Annotated in this window: 9 protein-coding genes and 2 pseudogenes; 3 read left to right on the forward strand and 8 right to left on the reverse strand. The window is 40.3% G+C overall.

Features of this window, described 5'->3' with window-relative positions; all coding sequences use genetic code 11:
• Nucleotides 1–709: 709 nt before the first annotated feature.
• Nucleotides 710–2,500, reverse strand: coding sequence for an ABC transporter transmembrane domain-containing protein (locus tag NMK50_RS08905; RefSeq protein ID WP_254770158.1), 1,791 nt, complete (start codon nt 2,498–2,500; stop codon nt 710–712).
• A gap of 187 nt (nt 2,501–2,687) precedes the next feature.
• On the opposite strand from NMK50_RS08905, the gene rpmE reads away from it, so the two are divergent.
• Complete coding sequence (gene rpmE / locus NMK50_RS08910; RefSeq protein ID WP_241437670.1) at nt 2,688–2,909, forward strand: 50S ribosomal protein L31; 222 nt, start codon at nt 2,688–2,690, stop codon at nt 2,907–2,909.
• A 1,829-nt stretch (nt 2,910–4,738) separates the two neighbouring features.
• Here the strand turns inward: rpmE and NMK50_RS08915 are convergent.
• The 7 genes and pseudogenes from NMK50_RS08915 to tkt form a co-directional block, all read right to left on the reverse strand.
• The gene (locus tag NMK50_RS08915) at nt 4,739–4,879 is read right to left on the reverse strand and encodes a hypothetical protein (protein WP_254770159.1); all 141 of its coding nucleotides are present in this window, start codon (nt 4,877–4,879) and stop codon (nt 4,739–4,741) included.
• Nucleotides 4,880–6,172: 1,293 nt separating this feature from the next.
• Nucleotides 6,173–7,204, reverse strand: a complete 1,032-nt coding sequence (locus NMK50_RS08920) for a class I fructose-bisphosphate aldolase (protein ID WP_254770160.1) — start codon at nt 7,202–7,204, stop codon at nt 6,173–6,175.
• A gap of 73 nt (nt 7,205–7,277) precedes the next feature.
• Nucleotides 7,278–8,504, reverse strand: coding sequence for a phosphoglycerate kinase (locus tag NMK50_RS08925; RefSeq protein ID WP_254770161.1), 1,227 nt, complete (start codon nt 8,502–8,504; stop codon nt 7,278–7,280).
• A 355-nt stretch (nt 8,505–8,859) separates the two neighbouring features.
• Complete coding sequence (gene gap / locus NMK50_RS08930) at nt 8,860–9,867, reverse strand: type I glyceraldehyde-3-phosphate dehydrogenase (RefSeq protein ID WP_254770162.1); 1,008 nt, start codon at nt 9,865–9,867, stop codon at nt 8,860–8,862.
• Nucleotides 9,868–9,896: 29 nt separating this feature from the next.
• Nucleotides 9,897–10,037: pseudogene (locus NMK50_RS08935) on the reverse strand (glyceraldehyde 3-phosphate dehydrogenase NAD-binding domain-containing protein); the annotation flags it as partial.
• Between the two features lie 25 nt (nt 10,038–10,062).
• Nucleotides 10,063–10,206: pseudogene (locus NMK50_RS08940) on the reverse strand (glyceraldehyde 3-phosphate dehydrogenase NAD-binding domain-containing protein); the annotation flags it as partial.
• Nucleotides 10,207–10,371: 165 nt separating this feature from the next.
• Nucleotides 10,372–12,378 carry a transketolase gene (gene tkt, locus NMK50_RS08945; RefSeq protein WP_254770163.1) on the reverse strand — a complete coding sequence of 669 codons (2,007 nt, stop codon included), beginning with the start codon at nt 12,376–12,378 and terminating at the stop codon, nt 10,372–10,374.
• 328 nt (nt 12,379–12,706) lie between these two features.
• Between tkt and NMK50_RS08950 the strand changes: the two genes are divergently transcribed.
• Both NMK50_RS08950 and NMK50_RS08955 read left to right on the forward strand, forming a co-directional pair.
• Complete coding sequence (locus tag NMK50_RS08950) at nt 12,707–12,982, forward strand: DUF4164 domain-containing protein (protein WP_254770164.1); 276 nt, start codon at nt 12,707–12,709, stop codon at nt 12,980–12,982.
• 12 nt (nt 12,983–12,994) lie between these two features.
• A complete protein-coding gene (locus NMK50_RS08955; RefSeq protein ID WP_254770165.1) occupies nt 12,995–13,372 on the forward strand; it encodes a cell division protein ZapA in 378 nt (125 codons plus the stop codon).
• Nucleotides 13,373–13,530 lie beyond the last annotated feature (158 nt).

The raw sequence follows: 13,530 nt of genomic DNA on the forward strand, positions 1-13,530 counted from the left end.
TCTTGAAAAAGCTTTTCGTTCCTTTTTTCAATGATTTCTCAGTATATCGCTACCTCTCGATCGTGTCGTTGCTTAAATTGTTTTTTCTGATAATTTGCTAATATAAACATTAAAGTTACAACAAAATACGCTAGAATTGCCGTACCTAACAAAACGTTTTTTGAAGCTTCCAAATACCAAAGCACTCCCATCAATATAATGAATAAAATGATACTTGTAATTGCCTCCCAACATCCCTTTCTTTTCTTCAAAAGAGATACAACTATAGGTGGTATTAAGCGTATTATTATAGGGGTTATTGAGGCTATTACTCGTTCTAGTTCAATTCCACGCATTATATTATATGCTCTCTTCTTTTAAAAATATTTGTACATAACAACAATTGTACGATTCTCTAAATAATTCAGCCTCTTAATATCATTATGTATTATTTGTGATTTTAAAATACTAGATATACAATCTATAAAAAAATAATACAAATTATAGATTTGTATAAGAATCAATATAAAACAAATTGTATTTAACAATGCCGTCCTCTTTTGTCATATGATCTCTCATAGGGTGGGTGCACCCTTAAAATCCGCAAAACGCGCGCGTTTTTATCATTGAGAGATGTGTTCCTTACCAACAACAGCCCCCCAGAAAAAGCTGAAAAAGGACGTGCAATTGTCAATAACACTCTGAAAAAGACGGACCTTTATGAGAGAACTTATTCGTGTGCAAATTGTAATTTAGCGAGGTAGGCATAGACACCGTTTTTTGCAACAAGTTGCGTATGCGTCCCTTCTTCAACGATCATCCCCTTATCCATCACCAAGATACGATCTGCTTTCAAAATTGTTGCCAAACGATGAGCGATGACTAGGGTTGTGCGATTTTGCATCAATCCTTCTAAGGCTTCTTGTACCAATTTCTCACTGTTTGCATCTAAGGCTGAAGTTGCTTCATCAAGCAGCAACAGGGGCGCATTTCGTAAAATCGCCCGAGCAATACCAACACGTTGTTTTTGCCCACCAGAAAGCATTGTCCCGCGCTCTCCGACTTGGGTATCAAAAGCATTGGGTAACGCTTCAATAAACTCAAGTGCATTGGCTGTTTTCGCCGCAGCAATAATCTGCTCTTCATGGACGTTTTCAGTACCAAAAGCAATATTATCACGCAATGTGCCATCAAAAATAGCAACCTCTTGGGGAACATAAGAAATGGCACCGCGTAAATCTTGCAAAGAAAGACGATTTGTCTCCACACCATCAAAGCGAATTTTCCCGCTGATTGGATCATAAAAACGAAGGATTAAAGAAAAAAGCGTGCTTTTTCCAGCACCAGAAGCACCAACAAAAGCCACCGTTTCTCCCGCTTTGATAGAAAAAGAAAGAGAACGCAAAACCTTCTCTTTTGGTCTGGAAGGATAACTAAAATCAACCTGATCAAAAACAATTGCGCCTTGGACAGGTTGAGCCAATGGCACGGGAACTGTTGGTGTTGAAATGGTCGGTTGTTCTTGCAACAATTCAGCAAGCCGTTCAGCAGCGCCTGCCGCTTGGATAAGTTCGGCACCAAGTTCCGATAATTGTGCAAAGGTTGTCGCTCCAAAAACGGCATAGAGAACAAATTGACCTAAAGCTCCTGCTGTCATAGTCCCATTCAAGACATCTCGTGAACCAATCCATAAAACAGCAACCACACTGCTAAAAACCAGAAAAATCGCAAAACCGGTAAAAAAGGAACGCAAAATTACAGAAGCACGTGCGGTCTGAAAGGCACGTTCAATCAACTGTGAAAAATGTGTCGCAACGCGCCTTTCAGCGGTAAAAGCTTGCACAGTACGAATAGCGCTTACCTGTTCGGTTGCCAACGCATTGGCATCTGCAACACGATCTTGTGCTGCGCGTGTGCGTGTACGAACCCTGCGCCCAAAGACAACCAATGGAATAGCAACAAAGGGAATAGCAAGCAGCACCAGCGCAGATAATTTAGCATTGGTAATAACCATCATCACGATTGCCCCAATCACCACAATCAGATGGCGTAAAGCGGTAGAAGCAGTGGAGCCAACGGCTAACTTTATTTGCGTTGTATCAGTAAGCAGCCTTGAAACAAGTTCACCAGAATGAGATTTATCAAAAAAAGCTGATGAGAGCTTCATAATATGGACAAAAACATCACGCCGTAAATCAGCAACAATGCGTTCTCCCAAGGTGATGACGCAATAATAACGGCAAGCCGAAGCAAGTGCGAGAAGCAAAGCTAAGACAAATAAAATAAAAAAATAAAAATTGATATGGCCGTGACTTGAAGTGGAAAAACCATGATCAAACATTTTACCAATAGCAACGGGCAACGCTAATGTGACAAGGGCAGCAACAGTCAAAGCCAGAAAGGCAAAGATAAACAACCAACGATAGCGTAAAAAATAAGGACGAAAAGTCGCAAGCGAAGACAATGAAGGTTTCGTCGTGGAAGATTTTATCGATTTTTCTGAATGATTGAAAAAATTCATAGGCTTTCACTCACTTTATGAGGTTATCTATAACACTTGATGCAATGATGTATCTTGAACACTTGTTTTTTGATGCGTGCTCAGTTATAGGAATGGTACTTTAATCAATTTATCAAAAAGATAAGAGAAACGCACTTAAAAAGTGAAAAAGTGCCATTTCATTTTATAAACGCAAAAGGTTTGCCACATGAAAGCGAATATTCATCCAGACTATCACAAAATTACCGTTGTCATGACGGATGGCACTCAATATACAACACGCTCCACTTGGGGGAAAGAAGGTGCTGTCCTTAATCTCGATATTGATCCAACAACCCATCCCGCTTGGACGGGTGGGTCTCAAACCCTTGTAGACCGTGGTGGACGCGTCTCTAAATTCAAAAATCGTTTTGGAAACCTCGGCTTATAAAAGCCTCCTTTTGATTGTAAAAGACTCAACAATTTTCTTGAGACGCATGGTTATTCAAAGGAAGCGCCTGTTATAAACCTCGAGGAGAATGTGTTTTTAGAATTTTTACAATGAAGATTTTTTTAAACCTTTCTCATCAGTACCAAAAACCCACTTTAAAGTGGGTTTTTTGCATATTAGAGATAAATAAAAGCTGATTATAGTTGTATAAGCAGCAATGATATAGAAAGAAAAACCACCCTCGAAACATGAGAAAAAAACGCACCCATAGCGAGATCTCAAACGCTGAGAGATTACCGATGGGGGTAGATATCCATTTAAGAAATTTTTTAAATTTCTTGGTGTGGATTAGCCATGCAAACACTTCTTTGGCCATATAAATATTTCTTTGTCATTGTGAAATCACTCAAAGAGCATGCAAAGAAAGCAATTAATCACAAAAAGAGGTCAATCCATTTGTCGTCGTAAGAAGAATGTTTAAAAAAAAGTACTGTTTTATGTACTCTTCCCAATGATAAAAACAATTACTTTTTTCTTGATAAATATAGGAGCTTTTCATGCCCTTTAAAATGGCAACCAACGTTTCTTAGCAAGATGTGACATGCCTCCATATTATGAAATAACAAAAATTCTTTGAACGCCTTTTGGCTTCTTATAACTTTTACACAAAACACTGATTTATAATGATAATTTATCATTTTTCATGTTGAATAAGAGTCCCGAATATCCTCAGATTCTCTCATTTCAAACCTGCTTATGTTGAATCAATTAAAATCATCCCCTTGCACATCACAAGTGGAATTAACGTGTGGATAAAAAAACCTTTAGAAAGGTGTAAAAACGCCTCTCAATGAATCGTCTCAATACCAAGAGCTGTCGCAACATTGGAGTCCAATAAAGAGTATGATGGCGCCGACTTGTATAAAATCTCACAAACGGCATCATTTTGTAATGCACCAGCTGATCAAAACATTCGTAAAGAATGATTAAAAATGATGTGCCAATTTCCATTGGTAGTTATGAACCAAGTGATCTCAAGATCTGCTTTTAACGCATAAGATGTATCATACAAAAACCACGTGATGAGAGAGCACTCTTAAAAGCCCCTAGAAGTGACCTTCGTTTTTCAATAGAGAGGATTTTTGATTTATTGTCTTAATTTTGTAAAATCTTTAAGCCCTTTATCTTCAAACAACGCAACCATAACTGGTTTATAAATCAACAACATATTGATTTATAATGATAGTTTATCTTTTGGCATGTTAAATAAGACCCCCGAATACCCTAAGATTCTCTCATCTCAAACCTGCTTTATGTACAATCAATCAAAATCATTTATTTACACGTCATAAGTGGGGCTGTCGTGTGGGTAAAAAACTCTAAAGAAAGGAGTAAAAATACTTCTTAATGAATCGTCTTCATGCAAAGGCTGTTACAACATTGGCGGCTGACAAAGTGTATGATGGTGCTGGTTTGCTAGGGATCGTTACGAGATATAATAAAAATCTATTCCTTATAGGAAAAACCAGTTTTTTCTCTATAACACACGCTCAAGTGCCATTGAGACACCATGAGAAATTCCCTTTATATCCTAATTTTAGAGCTGCGTAAGAAAGACAAAACAAGCCATCTCAATGCTAGAACAAAAAGGGCGTCAAGTGCACTGGAGGAGTTTTCTTGACCTTAACCAAAGACTAATCCCTTCATTCTCTGTTCGTCACGTCATTAAAGAGAAACCTAATATCAAAATTTTGCTAAACTTTCATAAACTTTTGAAAAGCAAAAAGCCTCTCATTTTGATTTGGACATCAACGAAGCGCTCTCTCAATTTATTGAAAGAGTATAAGATCATATTCAGGCGGTGCTAAACGGAATAAGAGAGTATCATACCCCCAACTAGCCCACATACAGGAAACAGAAAGAACACCTTCACCAATCGCTGTTATTAATGCGAGCGATATACCCGGCATGATCTGCTATTGCGTCATGGATTCTAAGAAATATCCAAAAGTAAAAAATAAGCACGCTATAGCACCCCAAAACGCAAAGAAATTTAGTGCAGTATGAATTGGTCTACGAAAGAATAACAGGATAAAAAAATAAGTAAAATCCGTTGTTTTAATATCCAAGTTCATATTCTCCATATTATTTTAAATATCCACGCTAATATTATACGCATTATCTTGAGCGTTTTTCGCATTATTATTAAAGAAACACTCTGTTTTGCATCTGGATTTTTTCTTTGCTGCTTGTCTTCTCAGCAGATATATTGTCCACAGCGCCCCCATTTTTAAGCTCCGATCCTATAAAATGAGTCATGGATAATTACAGCATCATAAAAGGCAAGAACACTTTATTCGTTTTAACGACAAAATAACTGAGAGCAAACGACTTCTTTTACAAACAAGCAATAAGTGACATGAAAAAGAAAAAGACCTTCATATCAAACTCTCTAATACGGCAATCACGTTATGATTTCACCCCAAAAGCCAATATCCACCTCTAAACCACACCATAAAATGATACCACGCCATGATGCCACCCCATATGAACTTTAAAGTAACATCTTCCCTTCCCCCAGCCATACTTCTCAACAGCCATTATGCTCCACCATCTTTACGCTTATGAAGAAGCAAGCCGACATCATCATACGCTTTACCGCCTCTCTATGATTTCACCCCAAAAGCCAATATCCACCTCTAAACCACACCATAAAATGATACCATGCCATGATGCCACCCCATATGGACTTTAAAGTAACATCTTCCCTTCCCCCAGCCATACTTCTCAACAGCCATTATGCTCCACTATCTTTACCCTCAGAAGAAGCAAACCAGCACCATCATACACTTTACTAGCCCTCAATGTGCGACAGCCTGTTCATTGAGACGATTGATAACAGGCATTTTTACCCCTTTCTCAATGTTTTTCCCCTCACATCAGCCCCGCTTATGACGGGCAAAGAAATGATTTTATTGAATTGAATAGAAGAAAGATTGAAATGAGAGGATTTAAGATAAGAGTATCTTGCGATATTCATCTCTCTCATTCAATAAGCAAAAAAATAAATGATCGTTATCAATCAATATGTTGATAGTGCCCATAAAGACATTCCCCTCAAGATATAAACAATGGCTAGGGAAAAAATTATGAGAAAACTTTTAAGACAAAAACCTTCCCCACCATTTTTATTATGATGGGGACACCACAAACCATACAGAAACAGGCAAAATTTTTCTGCATTTCAGCATAAAACTTATTTTCTAAGCACAAGATTGCTCATGTTCTTTTGTCCATTGTCCCAAAGCAGCCAGATGGTTCATTCGAGCACGATGACAAAAAGCCTTTTGCGCAACAGCAATATTTTCAGCTTTTCCAGCCCATGCCTTTAAGGCAGCAGCTTGCAAAGCACGTCCATAAGAAAAGGTCAATTTCCAAGGCAATGCGCCCAAAGCATTCATAGCAGACAAATGCGCCGTTGCTTCCTGATCGGATTGTCCTCCAGAAAGAAAAGCAATTCCTGGAACAGCAGCGGGAACCGTTTGTTTAAGAACCTGAACCGTTTTTTCCGCCACCTCTTCAACAGAAGCTCTGCGAGCATCTTTTCCATCAATCACCATATTGGGTTTTAAAATCATACCCTCTAAGCTAACCCGCGCCTCAAACAATTCTTTAAATACCGTATGTAAGACAGCATGTGTCACCTCAAAGCAGCGCGCAATAGAATGCTGACGCGAAACCCCATCCATCAACACTTCCGGTTCAACGATCGGCACAAGTCCAACTTCTTGACACAAAGCAGCATAACGCGCGAGCGCTTGTGCATTTTGGCGTATTGCTCCTCTTGTTGGCAAAGCCTGTGCATCAATTGCAATCACCGCCCGCCATTTAGCAAAACGTGCTCCTAAAGCATAATAGTCTTTTAACCGCTCACGAAGACCATCCAACCCTTCTGTTACCGTTTCCTGAGAAAAAGCGGCCAAAGGTTTAGCCCCACTATCAACTTTAATACCGGGTAAAGCGCCCGCCTCACGAATAAGATCTGTTAACATTTGCCCAGATGAAGCTTTTTGACGAATGGTTTCATCAAATAAGATAACACCAGAGATGGCACTTTCCATGGTTTCTTTTGCGCTAAAAAGCATTTCACGATAAGTGCGGCGATTCTCTTCATTGGATTCAACACCAATGCTTGCAAAGCGCTTTCCAATCGTCGCAGTGCTTTCATCAGCAGCCAAAATACCCTTACCAGCACTCACCAGAGCAAGTGCTCTCTCTTCAAGACGTTCATTCATAAAACATTCCTCATTATTCTGTCTTCACTTCCAAAACTGAGCAGCATAACCAATGCATTGAGTTTATAAGTTATCATTTTCCTTCATATTTTCTCAAACAAGCGCTTGAATCCTGCATGAGGGCAAGAATACCAGGAAGAACCTTCCCTTCCATCCACTCTAAGAAAGCACCTCCAGCTGTTGAAAGATAAGTAAAATCATCAGCAACACCCGCTTGATTTAGCGCAAAAACCGTATCTCCCCCTCCAGCGATAGAAACCAATTGTCCTGCCAAACTCCGTTCTGCCACATAGCGAGCAACAGCAATCGTTCCTTTATCAAAGGGAGGCATTTCAAAAACCCCAAGCGGTCCATTCCACACAAGAGTAGCAGCTTTATCAATCACAGCATTAATATTCTTAATAGAGCGTGTTCCAATATCCAGAATCATACCCTCCTCAGGAATATCTCCGATATCATAGAGACGATGTGGCGCATTTTTTTCAAAGCGAAATCCAACCATTGCATCCACAGGAAGCAGAATGGTACATTGGCATTGCTGTGCTTTTTCAATAATTTTTTTCACTGTTTCTATGAGCGCATATTCACACAGTGATTTTCCAACACGCACACCTTTTGCTGCGAGAAAGCTGTTGGCCATACCGCCACCAATCACCAAATAATCGACCTTTTCCAGCAAATGATTAAGCACAAACAACTTACTAGAAACCTTTGCCCCTCCAACAAGTGCAACCACTGGACGCGCTGGATAACCCAGCCCTTTTTCTAATGCTAGCAATTCATATTGCAAAGAACGGCCTGCGTAGGAAGGCAATAAATGGGTTATTCCTTCCACTGAAGCATGGGCACGATGAGAAACTGAAAAAGCATCATTCACATAGAGATCACCATGATCGGCTAAGGCACCAGCAAAAGAACAATCATTTTTTTCCTCCCCTGAATGGAAACGCACATTTTCAAGCAGCAAAATACCACCATTTTTCAATGCTTCAATCGCGATCTGCGCTTCTGAACCAATGCAATCTGATGCAAAAGCAACCGGCTGATTCATTATTTTTTCCAACACTGGCACAACGGGATGAAGAGAAAACTCTGGTTCCACCTTTCCCTTAGGGCGCCCACAATGAGAAAGCAGAATAAGCTTAGCATCCCGCCTTTGCAGTTCCATCAGTGTCTCTTTATGTCGTTTGAGACGCGTATCATCACAGACCTTACCCTGCGCCATAGGAACATTAAAGTCGACCCGTACAAGAACACGTTTTCCCGCAACATCAACATCATCAAGTGTACGAAACCCCATCACCGCTTCCTCTTCACTTGTCGTTGTTCAAAACAAACGCACCCATTCAACTTTTTCTCCAGACAATTTTCTTCTTATCTTCAATGAAAAAAAATCCACATCGATCTTTTCTCACTGTTTGTTTTATTTAGTTCTCACGCTTTCAAATCCTGCTCTTTCCTGTTGATGTAAAGATGTGAAAACAACACACAACCCTATCACAACACGTTCTTACACAGTCACGTACATCTTTCTATCGCACAAACAACGATCACCGAAAACAGTCTCTTTCTTTTTTCAAAAAAACTACGCCATCATGTTCTTTTATAAAACGCAACTTTAATGATTACAACAAAAAGGACCCGAAGGTCCTCTTTTATAGTGTTTTAGCAAAAGCGACTGCTGTATCACTCATGCGGTTAGAAAACCCCCACTCATTATCGTACCAAACCAGCACACGACAGAGTTGACCATCGATCACTTTCGTTTGATCATTGTGAAAAATAGCCGAATGCGGATTATGATTAAAATCACAACTGACAAGCTTTTCCTCTGTCGTATCCAAAATTCCCTTGAGAGATCCGCGTGCAGCATTAAAAATAGCTGTATTAATTTCTTCAACTGTTGTGGAGCGCTTAGCCGTAAAGGTCAAATCCACTACGGAAACATTAGGGGTTGGCACACGAATCGACACACCATCAAGCAAGCCCTTTAATTCCGGCAAAACGAGCCCTACAGCTTTCGCAGCTCCTGTTGAAGTAGGAATCATCGAAAGAGCAGCAGCACGCGCACGATAAAGATCACGATGCATTGTATCGAGCACAGGTTGATCACCGGTATAAGAATGAATGGTTGTCATAAACCCCTTTTCAATACCCACTGTGTTGTGCAAAACTTGTGCAACAGGCGCCAAGCAATTGGTCGTACAAGAAGCATTTGAAACAACACGGTGCTCTTTGTTTAAAGACTGATGATTAACACCATAAACCACGGTGAGATCAGCGCCTTCAGAAGGTGCAGAAACAAGAACACGTTTTGCCCCAGCATTTAAATGAACACTTGCTTTATCACGGGCAGTAAAAAGTCCTGTACATTCTAACGCGATATCAATATCCAAAGCTTTCCAAGGCAATTGTGCTGGATCACGCTCTGCCAACACCTTTATCAAACCACCCTCAACATCAAGAGCATCACCAACAACCTTAACAGATCCAGGGAACCGTCCATGGACTGAATCATAGCGCAATAAATGGGCATTGGTTTCCACCGATCCTAAATCATTAATAGCCACGACTTCAATATCTTTTCGCCCACTTTCCACAATAGCACGCAAAATATTACGCCCAATACGACCAAACCCATTAATTGCCACGCGAACAGTCATTTCACATTTTCCTTGATCAAATTTTAATGCAACACATGAGCATTGGCTTCCACCAATCCCAAATCCTCAACCACCACGACTTCAATATCTTTTCGCCCACTTTCCACAATAGCACGCAAAATATTGCACCCAATACGACCAAACCCATCCATTGCTATGCAAATAGTCATTTCATATTTTCCTTGATCAAATTTAACGCAACACATGAGCATTGGCTTCCACCAATCCCAAATCCTCAACCACCACGACTTCAATATCTTTTCGCCCACTTTCCACAATAGCACGCAAAATATTGCACCCAATACGACCAAACCCATCCATTGCTACGCAAACAGTCATTTCACATTTTCCTTGATCAGAGTTTAACGCAACACATGGGTGTTGATTTTCACCGATTCCAAAGCATGAACCATAATAACTTTCAAGAACTTGTCCTATCATTTTCCATAATGGTAAGCAAAATATTATATCGAAAGCAAGCAACCCCATTCATTGCCATGCTCATCATTTCACATTTTTCTTATGGATCTTTTCAAGCTCTTTTTCAACAGTCGCAATCACATTCTCACAAGTGATATTAAAATGCGAATAAAGTGTCTCCATTGTTCCACTCGCACCAAATCCATCCATACCAATAAACACACCATCACAACCGATAAAACGGTCCCATCCTTGCCGAACAGCAGCTTCAATAGCAATTTTCATTGGTGCATCTCCAATAAGAGCACGTTGATAGGAAAGCGATTGCTGCGCAAAGAGTTCAAAACAAGGCACGGAAACGACACGCGTTGGGATACCCTTTTCTTCTAATATTGCATGGGCTTTAACAGCGATTTGCAACTCTGAACCGGAAGCAAATAACGTCACTTGCGCATCATCACTGGCAGTTAATAACTCGTAAGCGCCAAGCATACAGAGATTTTCTTCTTCATGCTCTTGACGCAGAAGCGGTAAATTTTGTCTGCTCAAAGCCAAAGTAGAAGGTGTATTGCGTACTTTCAAAGCCAATTGCCAACATTCGACAGTTTCAACAGCATCAGCCGGGCGGAACACAAAGTGATTAGGCATTGCCCGCAAAGAAGCCAAATGTTCCACAGGTTGATGGGTAGGACCATCCTCACCAAGACCAATAGAATCATGGGTCATGACATAAATCACCCGCAATCCCATTAAAGAGGAGAGCCGCATAGCAGGACGCATATAGTCAGAAAAGCATAAAAAGGTTCCGCCATAAGGAATAAAACCACCATAAAGAGCAAGACCATTCATGATAGCGCCCATGGCATGTTCACGAATTCCATAATGGAGATAGCGTCCTGAAAAATCTTCAGCAGAGATACTTTTCATCTGGCTGCTTTTTGTATTATTGGATCCCGTTAAATCCGCTGAACCACCAATCGTCTCAAGAACAACCCCATTAATAACTTCAAGCGCCATTTCTGAAGCTTTACGCGTAGCAACAACGGGACGCTCTTCAACAAGTTGCTGTTTATAAGCATCAATAGCGCCATCAAACCCGCCCAACAAATCACCCCGCATCAGTCTTTCAAACTCTAACCGTTCTGCGACAGGAAGATCGGCAAATTTTTCTTCCCATTTTTGCCGCCTTTTAGCAGCGTTAAGACTAGCCAAACGCCAACTATCGAGAATATCCGCTGGAATAACAAAAGGTTCGGCATCCCACCCTAAAGCAATACGGGTTCCAGTAATCTCTCGCACCCCCAAAGGTGCCCCATGCACTTTATTGGTACCCGCTTTACTTGGTGCCCCAAAACCAATGGTTGTTTTACAAGCAATAAACGTTGGTTTATCAGAATCTCGTGCAGCCTCAAGAGCGCGTGCAATTGCGGCTTGATCATGTCCATTCACTTTGTGTGTATTCCACCCAGAAGCTTTAAAGCGTGCTATCTGATCTGTACTATCAGCAAGAGAGATCTCTCCATCAATAGAAATATTATTATCGTCCCACAACACGATAAGCTTATTGAGTTTTAAATGACCCGCAAGAGACAATGCTTCTTGCGATATCCCTTCCATCAGGCACCCATCACCTACCAACGCATAAGTATAATGACTAATAAGATCGCCAAAACGGGCATTTTGCAAACGCTCACCAAGAGCCATTCCCACAGCATTTGCCAACCCCTGTCCCAGAGGTCCAGTGGTTGTTTCGATTCCGGCAACATGCCCATATTCTGGATGCCCAGCAAGTTTTGACCCTATTTGGCGGAAATTTTTTAGATCTTCAAGGCAAATATCTTCATAACCAGAGAGATAGAGTAAGGCATAAAGCAGCATAGACCCATGCCCAGCCGACAGGACGAAACGATCACGGTTGGGCCAACGAGGATTTTTAGGATCATGGGCAAGGAATTTTGTATAAAGGACGGTAGCAATATCGGCTGCCCCCATAGGCAAACCAGGATGACCAGAATTTGCTTTTTCAATCGCATCAATAGCAAGAAAACGGATAGCATTGGCCATCTGATTTTGTTGTTCAGTATTTGTCATGAATAATAGACCACTTTGTTAAACACATCTGTTGATTGCTTCCTCCGCATTCTTTTCCATTTTTAAAGAAATACTTTTCAATTTTTTAAATTGTTAGCATGAAACTTTTCATTATCACTTAAATAACGCTCCCCTCACAGTTTTTATGCCCTATCATTTATGCCAATACGCTCAAAAAATCCAGCTTTTAATTAACATACCTCATCTGCTTTGCTTGCTAAAATGTTCTAGATATTTAAAAATAAAATTTACACAAGAAAAGAAAACGAGTGATTCGTTTTTTATAAAAGCTAATAAGGGATACCATTACCCAAAGGATAAAAGCATCATGAACCAAGAAATGACGGTTCTCCCATACGCTTTAGAAAGATTAGAAAAAGCACTAAGAACCTTAGAGATCACCATTATCAACCGCAACGCTGTTATTGATAAAAGCAATGAATGGGAAGAAGAAATTCAACGAATGAATGCGGATCGCAGCCATCTTGCTCAAGCGCTTGATAGAGCCGAAGCCCAAGTTGAACGGTTAGAGGTGGTGAATAAAGAAGTTTCCAAACGTCTCGTTAAAGCAATGGAAACGATTCGTGTTGTACTCGATAGATAAAGGTTTGAATGTATGGAAACTGTTTCCGTCACCATTGATGGTAAAGTTTATCGCATGGCTTGCGATAAAGGACAAGAGAACCATCTTATTGCACTTGCCGCTCGATTGGACCAATATATCACACATCTAAAAACCAATTTTGGTGAAATCGGTGACCACCGTTTATCGGTTATGGCTGGTATTATGATACTCGATGAGATGGAAGAAATAAAACGAGAAAAGAAAAAACTCTACGAAGATTATGAAAATCTTTTACGAATCCACAATGAAAGAGATCGTGCCATAGGAAAGATTATGCAAGATACCACGGAACGTATTGAAAAACTCACCGCTCAATTGCTTAAAGATGATCAACCCAATCTTGGCCTTGAAGAACAAGAAAATTCATAAACAAGCATATTGCCCCAGCAACAAACAAAAGACATGCCCTCTAAGAAAAAGAGCAGCGCGCATATTTCACCCAAGCTGCTATCATCGCATCAAAAATATTTCTCCATGATCCCATAACCCCATGAATGGTATTGATAAAAAATCCATGAGATACCGCC

It is taken from the genome of Bartonella harrusi, from assembly GCF_024297065.1.
GTDB classification, from domain to species: Bacteria; Pseudomonadota; Alphaproteobacteria; order Rhizobiales; family Rhizobiaceae; genus Bartonella; species Bartonella harrusi.

What these genes read in the sequence shown, in the direction of transcription:
- rpmE (WP_241437670.1), top strand. Translation starts at nt 2,688, where the DNA reads ATGAAAGCGAATATTCATCCAGACTATCACAAAATTACCGTTGTCATG.
- NMK50_RS08905 (WP_254770158.1), bottom strand. Translation starts at nt 2,500, where the DNA reads ATGAATTTTTTCAATCATTCAGAAAAATCGATAAAATCTTCCACGACG.
- NMK50_RS08915 (WP_254770159.1), bottom strand. Translation starts at nt 4,879, where the DNA reads ATGCCGGGTATATCGCTCGCATTAATAACAGCGATTGGTGAAGGTGTT.
- NMK50_RS08920 (WP_254770160.1), bottom strand. Translation starts at nt 7,204, where the DNA reads ATGAATGAACGTCTTGAAGAGAGAGCACTTGCTCTGGTGAGTGCTGGT.
- NMK50_RS08950 (WP_254770164.1), top strand. Translation starts at nt 12,707, where the DNA reads ATGAACCAAGAAATGACGGTTCTCCCATACGCTTTAGAAAGATTAGAA.
- gap (WP_254770162.1), bottom strand. Translation starts at nt 9,867, where the DNA reads ATGACTGTTCGCGTGGCAATTAATGGGTTTGGTCGTATTGGGCGTAAT.
- tkt (WP_254770163.1), bottom strand. Translation starts at nt 12,378, where the DNA reads ATGACAAATACTGAACAACAAAATCAGATGGCCAATGCTATCCGTTTT.
- NMK50_RS08925 (WP_254770161.1), bottom strand. Translation starts at nt 8,504, where the DNA reads ATGGGGTTTCGTACACTTGATGATGTTGATGTTGCGGGAAAACGTGTT.
- NMK50_RS08955 (WP_254770165.1), top strand. Translation starts at nt 12,995, where the DNA reads ATGGAAACTGTTTCCGTCACCATTGATGGTAAAGTTTATCGCATGGCT.